The sequence below is a fragment of the Pseudomonas sp. Pdm06 genome (assembly GCF_014851795.1).
In the GTDB taxonomy this organism is placed as follows: Bacteria; Pseudomonadota; Gammaproteobacteria; order Pseudomonadales; family Pseudomonadaceae; genus Aquipseudomonas; species Aquipseudomonas fluorescens_AA.
On record NZ_JACVAH010000006.1, the window covers coordinates 274,246 to 297,784 of the forward strand.

9 protein-coding genes are annotated in these 23,539 nt (G+C 64.5%); 7 read left to right on the plus strand and 2 right to left on the minus strand.

The genetic code is table 11. From position 1 onward, the window contains the following. Positions 1-5 precede the first annotated feature (5 nt). Positions 6-542, plus strand: a complete 537-nt coding sequence (locus IB266_RS12975) for a toxin-antitoxin system YwqK family antitoxin (RefSeq protein WP_192261438.1) — start codon at positions 6-8, stop codon at positions 540-542. A gap of 942 nt (positions 543-1,484) precedes the next feature. Beyond that, positions 1,485-2,438, plus strand: a complete 954-nt coding sequence (locus IB266_RS12980; RefSeq protein ID WP_192261439.1) for an MBL fold metallo-hydrolase — start codon at positions 1,485-1,487, stop codon at positions 2,436-2,438. A 55-nt stretch (positions 2,439-2,493) separates the two neighbouring features. Here IB266_RS12980 and IB266_RS12985 read toward each other — a convergent pair whose 3' ends face one another. Both IB266_RS12985 and IB266_RS12990 read right to left on the minus strand, forming a co-directional pair. Further along, the gene (locus tag IB266_RS12985; RefSeq protein WP_103308069.1) at positions 2,494-3,915 is read right to left on the minus strand and encodes a diaminobutyrate--2-oxoglutarate transaminase; all 1,422 of its coding nucleotides are present in this window, start codon (positions 3,913-3,915) and stop codon (positions 2,494-2,496) included. Positions 3,916-4,021: 106 nt separating this feature from the next. After that, complete coding sequence (locus IB266_RS12990) at positions 4,022-6,082, minus strand: TonB-dependent receptor (RefSeq protein WP_192261440.1); 2,061 nt, start codon at positions 6,080-6,082, stop codon at positions 4,022-4,024. A 247-nt stretch (positions 6,083-6,329) separates the two neighbouring features. Here IB266_RS12990 and IB266_RS12995 point away from each other — a divergent pair, with 247 nt between their 5' ends. The 5 genes from IB266_RS12995 to IB266_RS13015 all read left to right on the plus strand — a co-directional run. Next, positions 6,330-7,307 carry a TauD/TfdA family dioxygenase gene (locus IB266_RS12995; RefSeq protein WP_192261441.1) on the plus strand — a complete coding sequence of 326 codons (978 nt, stop codon included), beginning with the start codon at positions 6,330-6,332 and terminating at the stop codon, positions 7,305-7,307. Between the two features lie 7 nt (positions 7,308-7,314). Then, a complete protein-coding gene (locus tag IB266_RS13000) occupies positions 7,315-10,743 on the plus strand; it encodes a condensation domain-containing protein (RefSeq protein ID WP_192261442.1) in 3,429 nt (1,142 codons plus the stop codon). Between the two features lie 17 nt (positions 10,744-10,760). Continuing rightward, positions 10,761-11,807: a TauD/TfdA family dioxygenase gene (locus IB266_RS13005; RefSeq protein WP_192261443.1), complete on the plus strand. Its 1,047-nt coding sequence runs from the start codon at positions 10,761-10,763 to the stop codon at positions 11,805-11,807. A gap of 111 nt (positions 11,808-11,918) precedes the next feature. Beyond that, positions 11,919-14,981 (plus strand): non-ribosomal peptide synthetase, encoded by a 3,063-nt coding sequence (locus IB266_RS13010; protein WP_192261444.1) that lies wholly within the window; start codon positions 11,919-11,921, stop codon positions 14,979-14,981. 58 nt (positions 14,982-15,039) lie between these two features. Beyond that, on the plus strand, positions 15,040-23,539 hold an 8,500-nt coding region (locus IB266_RS13015; RefSeq protein ID WP_192261445.1), incomplete at its 3' end, for an amino acid adenylation domain-containing protein.

A 23,539-nucleotide genomic window follows, 5' to 3' on the forward strand; every position in this document is an offset into this window, starting at 1 on the left:
CGGCGATGACCACGAAAAGACTGGACCTGGAACGCGGCGACAGCCGGCTGGACGGGCAACTGGTCGAGGGCCGGCTCGACGGTCCGCTGCACATCGAAGAAGCCCAACGCCCGCAAGCAAAACTCAACTACAGCCAAGGTGAACTGCAGGGCACCAGCACCCTGTATCACCCCAATGGCAAGGTCTCGGCGGTCCTGCCGTTCGTAAAGGGAAAATTGCAGGGCGTGGCGAGCTTTTACGCGGCCGAAGGCGGCTTGCAACGCCAGGCCACGTACCGTCGCGGGTTGCTGCACGGTGAGGCCAACAACTACTTCCCCGACGGGCAACTGGCCGAAGCCGAAGTCTATCGCGACGGCGTGCGCGACGGCCGCTACCGCCGCCTGCACCCCAACGGCAACCCGGCGGTCGAAGCCCGTTACCTCAACGGCCAACTGCTGGAACCGGCCCAAGCCTACGCCGAAGACGGCCGCCCATTGGACGCCGAGGGCAAACCGATCTCCCGGCTGCACTGGTGGTTCAAGCGCTGGAATGAGCCCGCTTAAACATGCCCCCTGACTTTCCTGTGGGAACGGGCTGGCTCGCGAAAGCGGTGGGTCAGCTTGAATCGATGTTGACTGTATCGCCGCCATCGCGAGCAAGCTCGCTCCTACAATGGCCCTGCGTTGTATGCAAAGCTCATGAACACCCAGATCCCCTGTGGGAGCGGGCTTGCTCGCGAAAGCGGTGGGTCAGCTTGAATCGATGTTGACTGCGTCGCCGCCATCGCGAGCAAGCTCGCTCCCACAATTGGCCCTGCGTTGCATGCAAGCTCATGACCCCCCAGATCCCCTGTGGGAGCGGGCTCGCGAAAGCGCTGGGTCAGCTTGAATCGATGTTGACTGTGTCGCCGCCATCGCGAGCAAGCTCGCTCCCACAATTGGCCCTGCGTTGCATGCAAGCTCATGACCCCCCAGATCCCCTGTGGGAGCGAGCTGGCTCGCGAAAGCGCTGGGTCAGCTTGAATCGATGTTGACTGTGCCGTCGCCATCGCGAGCAAGCTCGCTCCCACAATGGCCCTGCGTTGTATGCAAAGCTCATGAACACCCAGATCCCCTGTGGGAGCGAGCTGGCTCGCGAAAGCGCTGGGTCAGCTTGAATCGATGTTGACTGCGTCGCCGCCATCGCGAGCAAGCTCGCTCCCACAATTGGCCCTGCGTTGCATGCAAAGCTCATGAACACCCGGATCCCCTGTGGGAGCGGGCTTGCTCGCGATGGCGGTGGGTCAGTTGCATCAATGGCGCCTGTGCCGCCGTCTCCCCGGCTCACTGAATGCCCATACCTTTTGCTGGGGTCCATCACGCTAAAGCGCCTGCACAACATACCCACGTATGGTATCGAACGCGGTCCGGCGCGATGCAGACTCATTCTCCAGCGACAGCCACTTTCTCATGCCGAGAGAGGCGGCTTTCGCCAAAGCCCTTGAGCCAAGCCTTCGGAGAACGACCATGACCACGCATTTGAACGCCCCTGCAGCAAAGGATGGAATGCACCCGGACTCAAACATGAGCTTGCACGCTACCTCGTACGAGGAGCTGGTCCCTTCGCGTTATGCGCTGAAGATTGGCGAGATCGACGTACTGGTGGTCAGCGATGGGGTGTTGCCCCTGCCGACCGCAACGATGTCCACCAATGCCGACCCAGCTGCCCGCGCGGCCTGGTTCAAGGACATGTTCCTGGGCCCGGACGCCTTCGATTGGGCGTTGAATGTGCTGGTGGTACGTAGCGGCGAGCAGACCATACTGGTCGATGCCGGGCTCGGCGGCCAGTTCCCCGGTTTCCCGCGGGCCGGGCAGTTCCCCAAGCGCCTTGCCGCCGCTGGTATCGATCTGGCGTCGGTGACCGACGTGGTGATTACCCACATGCACATGGACCACATTGGCGGGTTGCTGGTCGATGAGGTGAAGCGCCGGCTGCGTCCAGACCTGCGGATCCACGTGGCCGCGACCGAGGTAGCGTTCTGGGCGGCCCCGGATTTCTCCCTCACCTCCATGCCCTCGCCGGTACCGGACGTACTGCGCGCCACCGCCGAGCAATTCATGCACGAGTACCACGACAAGCTGCGCACCTTCGAGGAAGCCTACGAGGTCGCCCCGGGCGTGCTGGTCAAGCGCACCGGCGGCCATACGCCAGGGCACAGCGTGGTCCACGTGACCTGCGGCGAGGAGCGCTTGACGTTCGCCGGCGATGCCTTGTTCCCGGTCGCCTTCGACCACCCCGACTGGCACAACGGCTTTGAACATGACCCTGAAGAGTCGGTCCGCGTTCGGGTCCGCCTGATGCAAGAAGCGGCGGCGTCCGGTGAGCTGCTGGTCGCCACTCATCTACCGTTCCCCTCCGTTGGCCGGGTGGCGGTCGACGGTGACGCCTTTCGTTGGGTAGCGGCCTATTGGGACTACTGAGGGCCCGTTGGACCGGGGCCCGCGTCCAAGCCGGACGCGGCCCCCTGCCCGATGATCAGCGTGCGGGACGCTCGTTGATCGTGCTCGCGGCCTGGAACAGGATTTTCCCGACAAAATCGATTTCCTGCTCGGTGATGATCAACGGCGGCAGGAAGCGGACGGTCGCGCCGTGGCGGCCGCCCAGTTCAACGATCAATCCGTGCTTCAGGCACGCCTGTTGGAAAGCCTTGGCCCGGGCCGTGTCCACCGGCGGATGACCCTGTACATCGGGGGTGCCCTGCGGGTCGACGATTTCCATGCCGAGCATCAGGCCACGCCCACGCACATCACCGATCCAGTCGAACTCGTTTTGCAGTGCCTGCAATTGTTTTTGCAGGTGAGCCCCTACCGTTTCGGCGTGCTGGACCAGGCCTTGATCGCGGATGAAGCGCAAGGTCGCGGTACCCGCCGCCATCGCCAACTGATTACCACGGAACGTGCCGGCGTGGGCACCTGGCTGCCAGACGTCCAGGGACTCGTGGTAAACCATCACCGACAGCGGCAACCCGCCGCCAATGGCTTTGGACAGGGTGATGACATCCGGGGTGATGCCCGATTGCTCGAAGCCGAACATCCGCCCGCTACGGGCGATGCCGCACTGAATCTCGTCGACAATCAGCGGAATACCGTGGGCCTGGGTCAACCGGCGCAGTTCCTGCAGCCAACGGTCCGGCGCTGCAATCACCCCGCCCTCGCCCTGGATTGGCTCCAGGATCATCGCCGCGGGTGCGGTCACCCCACTTTCGGGGTCGTTGAGCAAGTGTTCGAGGTAACGCACGTTCAAGGTGACCGCCTGATCGCCAGCCACCCCGAACGGGCAACGATAATCGTGGGGGAACGGCAGGCGCTGTACCCCTGGCATCAAGGCGCCAAGGGCATTTTTGGGCGACAGGTTGCCACTGATGGCCAGCGTGCCCAGGGTCATTCCGTGGTAGGCCCCTTCGAACGCCAGGACCGAGTGTCGCCCGGTGGCGGTACGGGTCAACTTGAGCGCGGCCTCGACCGCATCGGCCCCACTCGGGCCGCAGAACTGGATGCGTGCGTGACGAGCGAACTCGCTGGGCAGGCAAGCGAAAATTTCCTGGACGAATGCGTCCTTCACAGGTGTCATGAGGTCCAGGGTATGCATCGGCACACCGGCCGCCATGACCTGGGTGATGGCTTCGATGATCACCGGATGGTTGTGCCCCAGCGCCAGGGTTCCGGCACCGGCCAGGCAATCGACGAACACTTGTCCCCGGCTGTCCTGCACATAGATGCCATGGGCCCTTTCAAGCACCAGGGGAATGCGTCGCGGGTAACTGCGGGCGTTGGACTCCTGCTGTTGCTGACGCTCCAGCAGCGGCGTCGAATCGAGGCAGTAAGGGCTCGACAGACCGGTGTGCAACAGGCGTAGCTGTTGCGCGCCACCTGCTGTGACATTCGAAAAAGCACTCATGATTTCCTCCATGGAGGCTGGGTTTGGAAGGGAACGAACAGCCTGGAAACAAACATCCGAAACGTTGGAGCAGGCGCGGGGAGATTGCCTCCCCGCGCCCTTGGGTTTACATGTCGTAACGCAGAATCATCCCCACCGTGCGCGGTGCGCCGACGTCGATGATGTCGTCGTTGCGGTTGTTGGTGACGTATTCCTTGTCGAACGCGTTCTTCACGTAAGCGGAAACCGCGACGTTCTTGGTGACTTTGTACTCGGTGTTGAAATTCACCAGCACGTAGTTGTCGCTGCGGCGCTCACCGGTGACCTTGCCGCTGGCATCGAACTCGTATTCCGAAGGCGCGGTGCTCTGGTAGGTAACGTCCGTGCCGAATATCAGACGGTCGTCGAAGCGATAGACACCGCCCACGGACATCTTGTACTTGGGCGAGTAAAGGAACGATTCGCCGCTCCGGTCCTGCCCATTGTCCGCAACGAAGTCCTTGTACTTGGCATCGGTAATGGCGCCACCTACATTGAGGGTCAGTTGTTCGGTGATGTCTTTTTCGACAAAGACCTCCAAGCCCTTGATGTCACTGCGACCGGCGTTGAAGATATCAATGACGTTGCTACCGTTCTCCCGCACACTGACCTGCTGGTCTTTCCAGTCGGTGTAGTACAGGTTGGCGCGGGTGCGCAGGGTCTTGTCGAAGAAGGAACCGCGATAGGACAGCTCGTAGTTGGTGGTATATTCCGGGTCATAGGCCTGGTGGCCACTACCGGAGCGCAGGTTGACACCGCCACCGCGGTAGCCCTTCTGCACCATGAAACCGAGGTACTGGTCCGTTGCCAGTTCGTAGTCGATGCCCAGTTTCGGTAGCACGGCATCAAACGACTTTTTGATTTTCTCCGGGACGAAGCGGCCGTCCTCCTCGATATCGGTATCGTTCGTCTCGTGGTCGTAACGCAGGCCGGTGATCAACGTCCAGCGCGGCGCGAACGTCCAGTTCACTTCACCAAACACCGCCTTGTTTTCAATCTTGGTATCACCTTTGACGGTACGAACCAGTACGTCATCGAACAGCAACCGGTCGTGGAAGTTGTTGGTGTTGTGGCCATAGTAAGCCCCGACGAAACTCTTCACCGTGTCCGAGGCGTAATTCAGACGCAGCTCCTGACTGAACAGGTTACCGTCCTGCTTACGCAGAACGACCTCGTTGTCCACGGCAGTCTGGTCGAAGTCCAGACGGTTGCTGTAGTCCGTACGGGTGTTGGCGGTCATGCTCGTCAGCGACCAGGCATCGTTCAGGCGATAGTCCACCTTGGCGCTGAGGGTGTCCTGCTTGAGGTTGTCGAAGGCCTTGGTGTTGGACGCGATGTCGTAGTAGCTCGGCTTGCCGTTGACGCGCATGGTCGAACGGTCGCCCTGGCGGTGTTCGCTGTGGGCGTAGGTCAAGAGGACATCGGTGTCGTCGTTAGGCAGGATCAGCAATTTGCCGCGGGCGTTGCTGGTACGACGCGGGTTGGCGTCGTCATTGAGCGTGGTGTTGCGGATGTAGCCGTCACCTTCGCCGTAATCCACGGCGATACGCCCGGCGATCTTGTCATCCACGATGGCCCCGCCACCCGCCACGGCTGCGCCGTGCTCACCGTAGTTGCCCACGCTGGTCTGCGCCGAGAAGCTCGGTTCGAAGGTTGGGTTCTTGGTCTGGATGACCACCGCGCCGGCCAGGGAGTTACGGCCCTGGGTGGTGGATTGCGGGCCAAGGAAAACCTCGACCTGTTCGGCGTCCCAGAGCGGAACCGGGCTGAGGGTCAGTGCGCGGTTAGGCTGTACTGCACCGTCGACATACACCGATACCGCACCGTTGAGAGCCGCCGGGCCCTGGTCGTCGAAACCGGACACCGGCACGCCACGGATCCCCCAGTTCTCATTGCCGGCCTGGTTATAGACGCCGGGCGTGCGGGCAAACACATCCACCAGGTCCTTGTCGCCGTGCTCACGCAGGTTCTTGTCGGTGACGACCACGACGCTGGACTGGGTCTTTTCGAGGGTACGGTCGATCTTTTCACCGGTCACGGTGATTGGAGCGATCTCCATCTTGCCGGCTTCTTCAGCCGCCCAAGCGCCGTTGCTCAAGCCTATGGCCGACCCTACAGCCAACGCAATTGTGTTCTTTTTGAAATTCACGCCCCGCTCCCCTGCGACAGATATTTTTGGTTTTTTGAGCTGGCCGAAGGCTGTTTGGCGCCAGCGGAGCGGAGTCTAATCCAAAAAAAAAATTAAATAAATAGTATTGATAATCCCTCTCATTTGTACCTAGTATGTCGTCTTGTATTGAATTGAATACATTACAGACGAGTCCTACACAACCGACCGCTGCCCTGCTTTCAAGGTCTTGTGACTGGTCGAAGAAGCTATAAGAGGATGCACAAGGATGACCTCAATCGAACACCTGAACGGGCGTTCCGAGCTGTTTTCAATGGCGCCCACGGATGCAAGCGCCCAATCGCTGCCCGTGCTGGTGCAGGGGGCATCGGGACAGTCGATCCATGACCTGGACGCCTCGATTCGCGACGGCCTGGCCCAGGTCCTGGCCACGGTGGGCGGCGTATTGTTCCGCGGCTTCACCGTCGCCACCCCCATCGACTTCAAGCGCTTCGCCGCCAGCTTCGGCGCCCCGCTGGCCAGCTACGAATTCGGCTCCACGCCGCGCAGCAAAGTCTTCGCCGGGGTCTATAGCTCCACCGAGTACCCGGCCCATCAGTTCATTCCGTTGCACAACGAACAGGCCTACACCCGCCCCTGGCCTTCGCGCATCTGGTTCCACTGCATCAAGGCCAGTGAAACCGGCGGCGAGACCCCGATTGCCGACAGCCGCCTGATTTACCAGCGCATGCCTGCCGAGATCCGCGAGCTGTTCGCCAGTCGCGAGCTGCTTTATGTGCGCAACTACAGTGGCGCCCTGGACCTGCCCTGGGAAAAAGTCTTCAACACCCAGGACCGCGCCCAGGTCGAACGCTACTGCCAGGACAACGACATCGAATGGGAATGGAAAGCCGACGGCGACCTGCGCACCCGCCAGCGTTGCGCCGCCGTGCAGCAGCATCCCGAGACCGGTGAGTGGGTCTGGTTCAACCAGGCACACTTGTTCCATGTCTCGGCCATCGAACCGAGCGTACGCGCCAGCCTGTTGGCGGCGGTGGGTGAAGAAAACCTGCCGCGCCATGTCTATTTCGGCGACGGTTCGCCGATTGCCGACGACATGCTCGACACCGTGCGCGAGGTCTATCGCGAGACTGCCATCAGTTTCCCCTGGCAGCCCGGCGATATCCTGATGCTCGACAACCGACTGGTGGCACACGGTCGCAATCCTTTCACCGGTGACCGCAAAGTCATCGTGGCCATGGCGTGAACTGCACATGTTTTCATTCGAACACTGGATCGACGTGCTGGAAGCCAACGCCCAGCACTTCCCTCAGCGTGCCGCCCTGCATTTTCTGCCGGACGGCGTAGAGATTGGCGAAACCCTGACCTTTGCCCAACTGCACGAGCAATCCCGCTCCCTGGCGGCCGCGTTGCAAGCGCGTTATGCGCCGGGTGATCGGGTGCTGTTGATGCTGCCCAGCAGCCTCGACTACGCCCGCGCCTTCTGCGCTTGCCTGTATGCGGGCCTGATTGCGGTGCCGTTGTTTCCGCCACCGTCGCGCAAACCGCGCCACCTCGACCGCGTGCGCAACGTGGTGGTGGATGCCGAGCCGGCACTGATTCTCACCCCGGCGGATTATTGCGAAGGCTTGCTGGAACTGGTGGAGGGCCGGGTCGATGTGCTGACTGTCCAGGACCTGGGCACACCACCGGCCAGCCAGTGGCAACGCCCGGCCATCGACGCTTCGACCGTGGCCTTCCTGCAATACACCTCGGGGTCTACCGGCTCGCCGAAAGGCGTCGAAGTACGTCAGCGCAATCTGATCGCCAACGTCGAACTGATGCGCCAGGCCTACGCTTTCGACGAACACGGCGCCATGGTCAACTGGCTGCCGCTGTACCACGACATGGGCCTGATCGGCGGTATGCTGGCCCCGCTCTACAGCGGCATGCCGTGCTACCTGATGGCTTCCCAGACCTTCGTCAATGCGCCGTCGACCTGGTTGCAAGCGTTGAGTCGCTATCGCGCCACCGCCAGTTTCGCCCCCAACTTCGCTTATGCCCTGTGCAACCGCGTGGTCAGCGATAACCTCATCGCGCAGCTCGACCTGAGCGCCTGGAAGCACGCGATCAACGGCGCCGAACCGATCCACCCTGGCACCCTCGAAGCGTTCGCCCAGCGCTTTGCCGCCTGTGGCCTCGACCCATTGGCCATCAGCCCCGGTTATGGCCAGGCCGAAGCGACCCTGTGTGTCAGCGCCACGCCGGCCGACGCGCTGCCGGTGGTGCTGCGCCTGGACAAGGCCGTGCTGGAAACCGGCCGCGTGGCGCTGGCGGCGGCCGATGCCGCCGCCGTGGAGTTCGTCGCCTGTGGTTACCCGCAAGCCCTGCACAGCATTGCCATCGTCGACCCGCACACCTTCGAGCAGTGCGCCACCGATCGTATTGGCGAAGTCTGGCTCAAGGGCCCGAGCAACGCCGAATCCTATTGGAAGAATCCCCAAGCCACGCGCGAAGCCTTTGAAGCCCGGATTGTCGGTTCATCGGAGCATTACCTGCGCTCCGGCGACCTGGGCTTCATGCACGAAGGCCAAGTCGTGATCTGCGGACGGCTCAAGGACCTGTTGATTCTCAATGGGCGCAATCTCTACCCTCACGACATCGAATTCGCCATTACCGACGCCGAGCCGGGCATCCGCACCGGGCGCATCGCCGCCTTCTCGGAAATGGACCCGGCACTGGGTCGCGAGAAGCTGGTGATTGTCGCCGAGCCGCAACGCAAGTTCGTCGACCCAGCGCATCACCCAGCGCTGTTCGCGTCAATGCAAAACGCCGTGCGCGAAGCCGCCGACTGTGGCATCGACCAGATCGTGCTGGTGCAAGCCGGTACCATCCCGATGACCACCAGCGGCAAGATCGCCCGTCAAGGCGCACGCAAACAGCTCGCTGCGGGCACGTTGAGCATCATCGCCCAGAGCGGTGCAGTGCTGGCCGCGAACGGCGAGCTCCTTGACCTTGCCCAGCTCAAACGCCTGGTGACCGAAACACCGCAACAGGCCCAAGCCGCCTGCCGCCAATGGCTGGAACAGACACTGCACGCGGTCAACCCGTATTTTTCCGCCGACTTCGACCTCAGCCTGATCGGCCAGGGCCTGGACTCCATCGGCGTGGCCGACTTCGCCGCGCACCTGCACAAGGACCTGGGCTGGAACCTCGATACCCAAAGTCTGTTCGGGGAAACCACCCTCGACCAATGGGCGCTGGCCCTGCAAGACCTCCTGAATCAGCCAATGCCGACGGCCGAGGCTTCGACCGAGCAGGCCAACCTCAGCCAGGGACATCAATCGTTCGCCCAGCGTCGCCTGTGGTTCCTGCGCCAGCTGAACCCGGACGACACTCGCCACAACCTGGTGCTGCACCTGCGCCTGCAAGGTCCGCTGAACATCGAGACGCTGGCCCTGCGGTTGAACACGCTGGTCGAGCGACATGGCGTGCTGCGCACGGTGTACCGCGACGGTGTCGATGGCCCGCAACAACACGTGTTGCCGGCCACGGCCGTAGCGCTGGTCCATCACGATGTGCGTGGGCAGAATGAAGCGCAGCAACAGCAGACACTGAGCCAGCGCTTGGCCCACGAACACGCCACCCCCGTCGATTTGCAAGTCGGCCCGCTGCTGCGGGCGCAATTACTCAGCCGACATGAGCAACAGCATGACCTGCTGCTGACGCTGCACCACATCGCCTTCGATGGGCGCTCGGCGCAACTATTGCTGGCGGAACTGGCGGGGTCAGCGGACGCCGTGCTCCCAGGGCAATACCTCGATTTCGCCCAATGGGAAGCCTGGCATTGGAACGAACAGCGGATCGCCAACGAGCAGGACTTCTGGCGCGGACACTTGGCCGGCATGCCCCAAACCTTGGAACTGGGTGGCAGCGGCCAGGCCCCGGGCGAACACAGCCTGGACTTCACCGTGCCCCAGGCCAGCTGCGAGCGGTTGGCAGCGCTGGCCCGCGAGCAAGGCATGACCTTGTTCATGCTGTTGCTGGCCAGTTATCAATTGGTGCTCAAGCAACTGGGCGGCCAGCAGCAATTCCTGCTGGGCACCGACGTCAGCGGCCGACCACTGGCCGAGCACAACGACGTCATCGGCTTCTTCGTCAACCAGTTGACCCTGCGCTGTGACCTGCGTGGCGAGCCAACCCTGACCGGTTTCCTTGAGCGGGTTCGCGATGAAGCGCGCCTGGCCTACGCCCATCAAGGCCTGCCTTTCGATCTGGTGGTCTCGGCCCTCGCGCCGCAGCGCCGTCCCGGTCACTCGCCGCTGTTCCAGGTCAAGCTCAACTACCAACCGTCACGGGTGACCCCGACCGCCATCGCCGGTGCGCAGTTGGCCGCGCTGGACGTGGCCCAGGCACCGGGGGATTTCCACCTGGTACTCGACCTTGTACACGGCAGCGAAGGCCTTGCCGCGACCCTCAAGTATCGCGGCGAATACTTCGACCAGGGCCGTGCCTTGCGCCTGCAACACCTGTGGACCTGCCTGCTGGAACAACTGCACACCCTGCTGGACGAGCCGTTGCCGGCACTGGCCGAGCGCATCGACAGTTGGGATCAGGCCTTTGCCCGTGAGCGACAACAGTCCCAGGCGCTGGCCGGTCGCAGCCAGATGATGCAAGCCAAACGTCGCTCCTTGTCCCTTTAACCGAGTCGGATGCCGTTATGTCTATCGTGCCCCCATCGCCACGCGCCCTCGGCGCCGTGCGTCGCAAAGCCATGAACGTCTCGGAACAACAACTGGTGACCGAGCGCCTGCTCAGCCCGGACCACGCCCTGCCCCTGGTGATCGAGCCAGCGGTCAGTGGTGTTGATCTGGTCGCCTGGGCCACCCGGGAACGCGAGTCGTTGGAAAAGAAATTGCTGCAGTACGGCGCCCTGCTGTTTCGTGGCTTCAACGTCGCGTCCGTCGAGCAGTTCGACCAGGTGATCGCCGCCCTTTCCCCCGGAGCGCTGGAATACATGTTCCGTGCCTCGCCCCGGACACGGGTCGGCGGCAATATCTACACCTCGACCGACTACCCGGCCGACCAGATGATCTTCCCCCACAACGAACACTCTTACTCACCGCGCTTCCCGCTGCGGCTGTTCTTCTACTGCCAACTGCCGTCCGAGACCGGCGGTGAAACACCGATCGGCTCGACCCGCGCCGTGAAGGCCAGGATCAGCCCGCAGATCGAGGCGCGTTTCCGGGAAAAAGGCGTGCTGTACGTTCGCAACTACGGCGACGGTTTCGGCCTGCCGTGGCAGACCGTGTTCCAGTCCGAAGACCGTGGCGAAGTGGAAGCCTACTGCGCCAGCGTCGGCATCGAAGTGGAATGGAAAGACCACAATCGCCTGCGCACCCGCCAACGCGGGCCGGCCGTGGTGCGCCACCCGCGCACCGGCGAAGAGGTCTGGTTCAACCACGCCACATTCTTCCACATCAGCACCCTGCCCGGGCGAATCCGCGATTCGCTGCAAAGCAACTTCAACGACCTCGACCTGCCCACCAACACCTTTTATGGCGATGGCGAACCCATCGAGCCCCAGGTCCTGGAGTCGCTACGCGCGGCCTACCTCGACTCGCTGGTGCGGTTCAGTTGGCAACAGGGGGACGTGTTGTTCATCGACAACATGCTCGCTGTGCACGGTCGCGAACCCTTTACCGGCAAGCGCGCCATCATGACCGGCATGGCTGAAGCCCTGCTGTCGAGCGACGTTGCCGTCTGACATTCAACGGGTCCACCCGCCGTTCGCAGGAGGCTTGCCTGACCCTTGTCCAGCAAGCCCCAGCGTCTGTGCGGTGACCCAGGCTCAAGCCCTTTTTCAATCGAGATGAACATGAGCGGACTTCAAGGTTTTCGTATTTCGCCGCAACAGGCATCGGTTTACCCCCATATCAACGGTGCGGCAGAGCATCCGTTCAGCTGCCATTTGCAATGGTCGCTGTCGCAATCGCTGGACGTCGATGCCCTGAACGAGCGCCTGCAGGCGCTGGTGGCCGGCAGTGAAATCCTGCGCACGCGCCTGATGCCCGTGCCCGGCCTGCGCCACCCGGTGCAGGTGATCGACGAAACCGCTCCGCTGGCGGTGAAGCTCCAGGACCTGCGCCAATACAACCGCGCCGATCAGGACGCCGCGCTGGCCCAACTCGCCGGCCAACCCCGCGACTGGACGTCTCCCCTGTACGTGACCCTGGTGCGCCTGTCCGATGAACAGACGATCCTGGACCTGGCGGCGGCCAGCAGCCACTTCGACCTCGCCAGCCTGAAATGGCTGGCCGATGCACTGCTGCAAGACAGCGCCACGGACCTGTCCGACACCTTGCAGTACGCCGACTACGCCGAATGGCGCTGGAGCCTGGTTGAAGACGCGCCGGACCATCCGGGCGTGATTTTCTGGCAACCCTCGGGCGAAACCGAACAGGCCACCCTGCAACTGCCCATAGAATCGGCCCTCAAAGGCGGGTTTGCGCCGACCCGATTGGACCTGGCGCTGCCGGCTGACATCGCCCGCCACCCGGCCCTGACCCCGGACGTGCTGCTGGCGGCATGGGCAGCGGTATTGGGACGACTGGCCGGCCAACAACAGGTGCCGCTCACCCTGATCCATGAAAGTCGCGGCGCGGAACTGGAGAACACCCTGGGTCTGTTCGAGCAGTGCCTGCCCGTGAACATCGAACTGGATGCCCAGGTGACCCTGCTGGAGCAAAGCACGCAAGTAGCCGCCACCCTGGAACGGGCGGTCGGCTGGCAGGACTATTACACCGGCACCCTCGACGCCGGATACGCCTTTGCCTGGCGCTCGGGCGATGCCCGGGAGCGTCACGCCAGTGCGGTGATGAGTCCGCTGAAGGCATGCCTGAACGTCCGCCAGTTGCCCGACGGCCTGCACGCGCAGTTGGTCTACGACCGCCATGCTCTCAGCGCCGAAGCCGCCGGCTGCCTTGCCGAGCAATGGCTGCAACTGCTGCAAGGTGCCCTGGCGGAACCGCAACAGGCCTGGGCCCAGTTGCCCCTGGGTGGCACACTGCAATCCCAACTGATTGACGCCGCCGCGAGCGTGCCGTCCATCGAACCCGTGACACTGGTGGAGTTGATTGCCCGTCAGGTTCGCCAACAACCGAACGCCATCGCCCTCAGCGACCAGGACGGTGACCTCAGCTACAGCCGCCTCGACGCCTGCGCCACGCAACTGGCCCATCGACTGGTCGCCGCCGGCATCGGTCCCGGGGTCCCCGTCGGCATCCTGTTCGCCCGCAGCAACGCGGCCATTGTCGCCATGCTCGCCGTCTTGAAAGCCGGTGGCGCCTACGTGCCAGTCGACCCGACCTACCCGGCCGACCGCCGCGCCTACATGCTCGCCGACAGCGCCATTGCCCACATCGTGGTCAGCGCCGAACTGGCCGACAGCGTGCCGCCCCACCTGCAACGCTTCGTGCTGGATGACCTGGCAACGCCGGACCTCGGCGATTGGCCGGCACTGCCTTTGCCGGACGCGAACGACCTCGCTTACCTGATCTACACCTCCGGCTCCACCGGTGCGCCGAAAGCGGTGGAAATCAGCCACGGCGCGCTGAGCTTCTCGACCCAAGTGCGCATGGCCGCCTATGAGACGCCCGTGCGCGCCTACCTGCTGCTGTCCTCTTTTGCCTTCGACAGTTCGGTCGCCGGGATTTTCTGGACCCTGGCCCAAGGCGGACGCCTGGTGTTGCCCGCCCCGGGTGAGGAGTTGGAGATGGCTCGCCTGGCGCAGTTGATTGCCCAGCATCAGGTCAGCCACGGCCTGTCGCTGCCATCGCTGTACCAGGCCCTGCTCGATCAATTGCAGCGCAGCGACGCAGCCGCCCCCCTCGCCTGCTGGATCGTCGCTGGTGAGGCTTGCCCGCCGTCGCTGATCGCGCAACACAGCAAGACCCTGCCACACGCCCGGCTGGTGAACGAATACGGTCCCACTGAAGCGACGGTCTGGGCCACCTATGAAGTGTTGGAGCCCAGCCGGAACGTCAGCATCGGCCGCCCCATCGCCGGCATGGACCTGCGCCTGCTGAATGAATTCGACAGCGCTTGCGGCATTGGCGAACCAGGCGAGATCGTCCTGGCCGGCCCGACCCTGGCCCGCGGCTATCGCAACAAGCCCGAAGAAACCGCCAAGGCCTTCGTCACCCTGGCCGATGGCACTCGCGCCTACCGTACGGGTGACCTGGCCTGCTGGTTGGCCGACGGACGCCTGGCGTTCCTGGGCCGCAAGGACCATCAGGTCAAGGTCCGCGGCTACCGCATCGAACTGGGCGAAATCGAACGCCAGTTGTGCAGCCACAGCGACGTGCGCGAAGCCGCGGTGATCGTCCAGGAACATGCCGCTGGCAAACGCCTGCTCGCCTACATCCTGGCCGCCCACGGCTACGCGCCGGATTCGGAGGCGATCAAGCGCTTCCTCGGTGAACGCCTGCCGTCGTACATGGTGCCGGCCCTGGTGCTGACCCTGGCAAGCTTTCCGCGCACGCCCAACGGCAAGCTCGACACCCGCCAGTTGCCCGACCCGGACCAGTTCGACGAAAACGCCCACGTGGCGCCGCGCAACGCCATGGAGACCGCCCTGCAAGCGATCGTCGCCAAGGTCTTGAAACTCTCGACGGTGAGTGTCACCGACAACTTCTTCGCCATCGGCGGCGACTCGATCCTGAGCCTGCAAGTGGTGGCCCAGGCCCACGAGCAAGGCATCGCGCTGTCGGCCAAGCAAGTCTTCGAACGCCAGACCATCGCGGCCATGGCCGAGGTCGCGCAACCGCTGGATCCGAGCGCCGCCGAGCCGCAAGCCGACAGCACCGAGTTCAGCGCCTCGGGCCTGTCCGATGACGAAATGCAAGCGCTGATGGCCGAACTGGACGAGGCCGACCTGTGAACGGTTCCTCCCGTCGCTCCGCCACCACCGTTGCCCTTTTTTACGCAGGACGCTTTCAATGACCACCGAAAAAACCGCTGGCAACCCGATCGAAGACATTTACCCGCTGTCGCCGTTGCAACAAGGGATGCTGTTCCACTCCCTGCTGCACGAAGACTCCGGGGTGTACCTGATGCAGGATCGCTACCGCATCGGCGGGGCCATCGATGAAGGGGCGTTCCTCGAATCGTGGCGCCAGGTGGTGGCACTGCACCCTTCCCTGCGCGCCAGTTTCCAGTGGAAAAGCCAGAAGCAACCGGTGCAGGTGATCCATCGCCAGGTCAAGGTGCCGCTGGACACCCTCGACCTGCGCGGGCTCGCGCCCCATGAGCAGGAGGCGCGGATCCGCACGCTGCTGGAAGACGAGCAGAAAGTCGGCTTCAACCTGTCCAAGCCACCGCTGATTCGCTTCCGGCTGGTGCGCCTGGCCGACGAGTCCTACGAGTTCATTCGCAGCTTCCACCACATCCTGATGGACGCCTGGTGCATCTCCCTGGTGACCGTGGACTTCCTCAAAGTCTACGAAGCGCTGTGCAACGACCGCACGCCGGAACTGAAAAGCCCTCGGCCATTTCGCGATTACATCCAGTGGCTGCAACGCCAGGATGCGGGCAAGGCCGAGCAATTCTGGCGCGGCCAGTTGCAAGGCCTCAACGCCCCCACGCCACTGACCGTGGACAACGGCGTGAGCCGCGACCGCTACACCGATGCGGTGCTGGTGGACGACCAACTGATTCACCTCGACGCGCAGGAAACCCAGGCACTGGCGGCGTTCTGCCGCGGTCGCCGGATCACCCCGAACACGTTTTTCCAGGGGGTCTGGTCATTGCTGCTGTCGCGCTACAGCGGGCAGCAGGACGTCGTCTTTGGTGTCACCGTGGCCGGCCGTCCCGCCGACCTGACCGGCGTCGCGGAAATGATCGGCCTGTTCATCAACACCTTGCCGCTGCGGGTTTCGGTGGATCCGAACGCCTCGCTCGGCAGTTGGCTGGGCGACCTGCAGAAACTCAACGTCGACATGCGCGACTTCGAGCACACGCCGTTGACCGACATCCAGGGCTGGAGCGATTTTCCCCGGGGCGAGACCCTGTTCGACAGCATCCTGGTGTTCGAAAACGCGCCCATCGACGAACAGATCCTCGAAGGCGGTTTCCAGTTCAGCCTCGAAGGCATGGACCACAGCGTGCACACCCACTACGGCTTGACCGTGGTGATCCTGCCGGGCGAACAACTGGGCATCCGCGTGTCCTATGACCGCGAACGTTTCGAGACCGCCACCGTGCAGCGCCTGCTGGGCCACATCGCCAGCCTGGTGCGCAGCATGCTCGTCGCCCCCGACGCGCCGTTGGCCAGCTTCGAACTGCTGGCGGCCGACGAACGTCAACAGTTGCTGGGCGAGTGGGCGCTGAACCCCCACGACTTTGCGCTGGATCAAAGCTACGCCGAGCTGTTTGCCGCCCAGGTCGCCCTGCGCGGTGATCAGGTCGCCGCGACCTGCGCCGGTGAGTCGCTGACCTACGCCGAACTGGACCTGCGTTCCACGCGCCTGGCCCACGCCCTGCGCGAGGCCGGTGCCGGTGAAGACCAACTGGTCGCGCTGGTGGCGCCCCGTAGCCTGGCGCTGTTGACCATGATGCTGGCCGTGTTCAAGGCTGGGGCGGCGATGCTGCCCCTGGAGGTCAATCACCCGCCCGAGCGCCTGCGGGAAATCCTCGGGCTGTCCCGCGCGCCGTTGCTGATCGCCAGCGAAACCTGCGGCGGTCTGCTCGAGCCACTGCTCAGCGGCCTCGACCAGGCGCCCACGGCGCTGTTCGCCGAAGCCTGCTGGGCATCGGGCAACGACACGCCACTGCCGGTGCTCGCCCGCCCCGACAGCCTGGCCTACGTGCTGTTCACCTCGGGCTCGACCGGCACGCCAAAGGGCGTGATGATCGAACAGCGCGGCATGCTCAACAACATCTTCGGCAAGGTGCCGGCCCTGGGGCTCAGCGCCGCCGACCGCATTCCCCAGACCGCTTCGGTGGCGTTCGACATTTCGGTGTGGCAGTTCCTCGCCGCGCCGGTGCTCGGAGCCACCGTGCACATTCTTCCCGATGAAATCGCCCACGACCCGCAACGCCTGCTGCAGGTGCTCGCCAGCGAGCGCCTGAACGTGCTGGAAATCGTCCCGAGCCTGATGCGCACCGTGCTCGCGTTGTGCCCATGCGATTTGCAACTGCCGGACCTGCGCTGGGTATTGCCCACCGGTGAAGCCCTGCCGCCGACCGTGGCCCGGGACTGGTTCGCACGGTTCCCCGACATCGCCCTGATGAACGCCTACGGACCGGCCGAATGTGCCGACGACGTGGCCTTCCAGCCGATCTTCGCGGCCCCGGGGGCCGAGGTCAGCCACATGCCCATCGGCCAGCCGACCGCCAACAACCGTCTGTATGTGCTGGACGAAGCCCTGCGCCCGGTGCCGGTTGGCGTCGCCGGGGAAATCTGCGTCGGTGGCGTCGGCGTCGGCCGCGGCTACCTGCACGACCCGCAGCGCACCGCTGACGCCTTTATCGAGCACCCTCAACTCGAAGGTCGCCTGTACCGCACCGGTGACCTGGGACGCTGGCGTGCAGACGGGGTGATCGAATACCTCGGCCGTCGCGACCAGCAGGTAAAACTGCGCGGGCACCGGATCGAACTGACGGAAATCGAACACCGTCTCGCCCAGCACCCGAACGTACGCGAAGCCGCCGTCCTGCTGCGGGAAAACACCGTCGGCGAAGCCTGGCTGGTGGCGTACTGGTCGGCCCATGACGAGACCCAGGGCAGCGACGGCCTGAGCGAACACCTGCGGGCGCAACTGCCGCCGTACATGGTGCCGGCGGCTTTCGTCGGCCTGGACAAACTGCCCCTGAACAATAACGGCAAGGTCGACCGCAAGGCTCTCGCCGCCCGCGAGCTGGACTGGCAGGCGGACGCCCAGGAGAGCATCGCCCCGCGCAACGCGCTGGAAACCACCGTGGCGTCCATCTGGGCCGAGGTCCTGGGGCGCGACACCGTTGGCGTGGAGGACAACTTTTTCACCCTCGGCGGGCACTCGCTGCTGGCGACCCAGATCGTGGCCCGCCTGCGCACCCAGTTCAAACTGGACCTGCCATTGCGGGTGCTGTTCGAACACCCCACCGTGGCCTTGCTGGCCGTGGCCATCGACGCCCGCCAGGCCGAGGCCGCCGCACCGCAAGCCAACGCGCTCAGCGTGCCCAAGGCCCAACCACGCCCGACGCTGCTACCACTGTCGTTCTCGCAACAGCGCCTGTGGTTCATCGAGCAACTGACGCCGGGCACCACCCTGTTCAACATTCCGTTCGCCCTGCACTTGAAGGGTGAACTCAATGTCGAAGCGCTGCACGCCAGCCTGAACGACCTGCTGGTGCGCCACGAAATCCTGCGCACCGGCATCCACAGCACCGACGGCGTGCCGTGCCAGCGCATCAGCCCAGCGCTGGACATCGCGTTGCCCTTCGAAGACTTGTCGGGGTTGACCGCCACCGCGCGCGCCGGTGCGCAGTTCAATGCCCTGCAAGACACCTTCGAGCAGCCGTTCGACCTGACCCGCCCACCGCTGCTGCGCGCGCGCTTGCTGCGCCTGGCGCCGGGCGAGCACGTGCTCGGCATCGCCCTGCATCACCTGGTGTCGGACGCCTGGTCGGCCACCATCGCCCTGCGCGAGCTGGCCCTGGGTTATGAAGCCCGTTGCAACGGCGCTCCCGCCGACCTGCCGGCCCTGCCGCTGCAGTACGCCGACTTCGCCCTCTGGCAACGCGAACACCTGCAAGGCGCCGAACTCAAGCGCCAACTCGACTACTGGACCACCACCCTGGACCGTCGCGACAGCGACGCCAGCCCGCTGCTGGCCTTGCCCACCGACCATCCACGGCCCTCGGTGCAAAGCTACCGCGCCGGGATCGTGCAGCGTGAACTCAGCGCCGACCTCAGCGGCCGGGTACAAGCCTTTGCCAGTCGTCTCGGCACCACACCGTTCACCGTCCTGTTCGCCGGTTTCGCCGTACTGATGCACCGCTTGAGCGGCGACGCCACGGTGCTGGTCGGCACCCCGGTCACCCACCGTGAACAACCGGGCACCGAAGGCCTGCTGGGTATTCTGTTGAACAACCTGGCGATCCGCGCGGACTTCGAGCCGCAAGCCGGCTTCAGCGCCCTGGTCAAGCAAGTGGCCGAACGCCTGCGCGATGGCCTGCTGCATCAAGACTTGCCGTTCGAGCAACTGGTGGACAGCCTGCAACTGCCACGCAGCCTCAGCCATGCGCCGCTGTACCAGGTGATGGTCGCCCAGCAACTGGCCATGGAGTCGCGGTTGCGCTTCCCCGGGTTGGCGTTCGAAGCGCTGGACACCCCGCTGCGGCACTCCGAATGCGACCTGGACCTGCACGTGCTGTGCCCGGCCAACGCGCCGATCCAACTGGAGTTGATGTTCGCCCTCGACCTGTTCGTCGCCGACAGCGCCCGCCAGACCCTCGCCCGCCTGGAACACCTGCTCGAACACATGCTCGCCGAGCCCCAGCGCCCGGTCGCCGCCTTACCGCTGCTGATGGAAGCGGAGTGGCAACGCACCGTGGTCGAGTGGAACCGTACCGAGATGGAGGTGCCGACGCACCTGACCTTCGCCCAGTTGTTCGAACAACAGGCCGAGCGCACCCCGGAGCGTGACGCCCTGTGTTTCGAAGGCCGCAGCCTGAGCTACGGCGAACTGAACCGTCGGGCCAACCAGGTGGCGCATTACCTGCGCAGCCAGGGCGTCGGCGCCAACCGCCCGGTGGCGCTGTGTGTCGAGCGTTCGCTGGAACTGCTGGTCGGCCTGCTGGGCATTCTCAAGTCCGGTGGCGCCTATGTGCCGCTGGACCCGACCTACCCGGTGGATCGCCTGGCGTACATGCTCGAGGATGCGCAACCGGCACTGTTCATAGGCCAGCAGGGCCTGTTGGAACAACTGGGCGCCGAACTGCCACGCTTGCGCCTGGACAGCGACGCGGCGCTGTTCGCCAACCAGCCGGACAGCAATCCGGCCCCGCTCGCCGGGCCGCAAGACCTGGCCTACATCATGTACACCTCCGGTTCGACCGGTAAGCCCAAGGGCACCCTGGTGACCAACGGTTCGGTGGTCAACCTGGCCTGGGCGCGTATCCATGGCTTGTATCGCCGCTACACCGACCAGCCGATGCGCACCAGCTTCAACTACTCGTTCGCCTTCGACAGTTCGGTGGCCGAGCTGATCCTGTTGCTCGACGGCCATAGCCTGTACCTGACCCCGGAAGACGTGCGCTACGACCCCGAGGCCCTGGCCGGCTTCTTCCGCGATACCCGCCTGGACGCCTTCGAGTGCACCCCGGCACAGCTCAAGGCCCTGCTCGAAAGCGACGGCGTTCGCCTTGGCGAGGTGTACCTGCCGCGCTTCGTGCTGTTCGGTGGCGATGCGGTGGACGCCCAACTGTGGCAACGCCTGCCATCGATTGCCGGCAGCCGCTTCTTCAACACCTACGGCCCGACCGAATGCACCGTGGATGCCACCGGTTGCGCGGTGGATGACTTCCCGCAGCGGCCGATCATCGGCCGGCCCATCGCCAACGTGCGCACCTACGTGCTCGATGCCTTCCTCAACCCGATGCCGGTGGGCGTCCCGGGGGAACTGCACATCGGCGGTGCCGGCGTGACCCTGGGCTACCTCAACCGTGGCGAACAGACCGCGAAGGTGTTCATCGAAGACCCGTTCTCGTCCCTGCCAGGCGCACGGATGTACAAGTCCGGCGACCTGGTGCGCTGGTTGCCCGACGGCCAGCTCGAGTACCTGGGACGCATGGATCATCAGGTGAAGATCCGTGGCTTCCGTGTCGAGCTGGGGGAAATCGAAACCCTGATCGGCGCCCAACCGGGCGTACGCCAGGCCGTGGTGCTGGCCCGTGAAGACGTACCCGGCGACAAGCGCCTGGTGGCCTACGTGACGTGCGACCAGCAGGCCGACATCCATGCCTGGCGCAAGACCATTGGCGCCGCCCTGCCCGACTACATGGTGCCCTCGGCGTTCGTGCTGCTCGATGAGCTACCGCTGACCGACAACGGCAAACTCAACCGCAAGGCCTTGCCGGCCCCGGACATCCAAGCCGCGCCAGACGCCCTGGACCCGCCGCGCAGCGCCGCCGAACAGCAACTGGCCGCCCTGTGGGCCGAGTTGCTGAACGTGCCGTCGACGCAGATCGGTCGTGACAGCCATTTCTTCTACCTCGGCGGTCACTCGCTGCTGGCGGCGGCGCTGTTTGCCCGCCTGCGCCAACAGTTCGCCACTGTGCCGCCGCTGCGGGCGGTGTTCGAACACCCGACCCTCGACGCCTTGGCCGCGCTGCTGGGCGATCCCCTGCAAGCCCCGGCAGCGACCTTCGTTGCGGCGCCGCGTCCGGCGCGCCTGCCGCTGTCGTTCGAACAACAACGCTTGTGGTTCCTCGAACAACTGAGCGCCGGCGGTGGCGAGTACAACGTGGTCAGCGCCGTGCAACTGGACGGCGAACTCAATGTCCAGGCCCTGCAAACCGCCCTGAACAGTGTGGTCCAACGCCACGAGATCCTGCGCAGCCGCATCGTGCGCGATACCGACGGCGAGTTGGCGTTGATCATCGAGCCGAAGGTCGATCTCACCGTGCAGGTCACGGCCCTGCAGGCGACCAGCGACGAACAGTGGCAGCAACTGACCGACGCGGCGATCCACGGGGAAACAGGCCGCCGTTTCGACCTTGCCGCCGAAGTGCCGGTCCGGGCCACGTTGCTGCAACGCAGTGGTGGCGCCCAGTCGTTGCTGTTGCTCAGCGTGCACCACTGCGCCACCGATGACGCCTCCAGCCAGAACCTGCTGGAGGAACTGCGACAGTGCTACACCGCCCAGTGCCAAGGCACCCCGGCGGCACTGCCGACGCTGGCGCTGCAATACCCCGATTACGCCCTCTGGCAGCGCGAGCCCGGCCAGCAGACCGCGTTCAGCAGCCAACTGGAATACTGGCGCAACCAACTGGAGGACGGCGACTACCTGCTCGACCTGCCAACCGAACAGGGCCGTCCAAACCAGCTCGCCCCAACGGCCGGTGCGGTGCAACTGCAATTGCCGCCCGTCCTGGTGGAACGCCTGCGGCAGTTCGCCCAGCAACGCGGCGCCACCCTGTATATGCTCATGCTCGGTGCCGCGCAGTTGCTCTTGGGGCGCTACGCCAACCAGCGCGACGTACGGATCGGCAGTCCGGTGGCCCAGCGTCCATTCGCCGAGCTGCAACCGCTGATCGGTTGCTTCGTCAACACCGTGGTCATGCGCGCAGACCTGGATCCGGCGCTGGATTTCGAAGGTTTGCTCAATCAGGTACGCAACCGTGTGCTGGATGCCCAACAGCATCAGGACGTGCCATTCGACCAGGTCGTGGAGCACTTGAAGCCTTCGCGCAGCCTCGGCCAGACCCCGTTGTTCCAAGTGCTGTTCGCCATGCAGAACGCCGACGCGTCGAGCCAGCCATGGCCGCAGTTGCAGGTCAGCGAACGCGCGGTGACCGCCCAGGCCACCAAGTACGACTTGAATTGGGAAGTGCACGACGGCGAAGTGCTGTCGGTGTTGCTGGAATACCGCGCCGCGCTGTTCAGCGAAACCACGGCCCGGCGTTGGCTGGAACAATGGCAACAACTGCTGGAAGCCATGCTCGACGCGCCACGCACCCGCCTCGGGGATTGGACACCGCTGCCGGCGGCCGAGCGTCATCGCCAACTGATCGAGTGGAACGCCACCGAACGTCACTACAGCGGCCCGACCAACCTGCACACCGCCCTGAGCCAGCAAGCGGCCCTGAGCCCCAACGCCCCGGCGCTGGTGTTCGAAGGCCAGCGCCTGAGTTACGCCGAACTGGACCAACGGGCGCAAACCGTCGCCCGGGCCCTGCGCGCCGCCGGCGTGGGCAGCGACAACATCGTGCCGGTGTGCATGGAGCGTTCGGTGGAAATGGTCGTGGCCTTGCTCGGCATCGTCCATGCCGGCGCCGCGTGGCTGCCGCTGGATCCGGAGTTGCCGGCCACGCGCCTGGCCTTCTTGATCGAAGACGCCGATGCCAAGGTCACCTTGACCCAGGCGCAATGGCTGTCGCGCCTGCCCGTCGGGCATCAGGCTTGGACCCTCGACGCCTTGCCGCAAGCCTCTGCGTTCGAGCCAATCAGCGTCCAGGCCAACGACCTGGCCTACGTGCTCTACACCTCCGGCTCCACCGGCCAACCCAAGGGCGTGATGAACGAACACGGCGCCTTGATGAACCGCCTGCACTGGATGCAGGACGCCTTTCCGATTGGCCCGAACGACCGTGTGCTGCAAAAGACGCCGTACAGCTTCGACGTATCGGTGTGGGAGTTCTTCTGGCCGTTGATCACCGGCGCGACCCTGGTGGTCGCCCGTCCGGACGGTCATCGCGACCCGGCCTACCTCAGCCAGTTGATCCAGCAGGAACAGG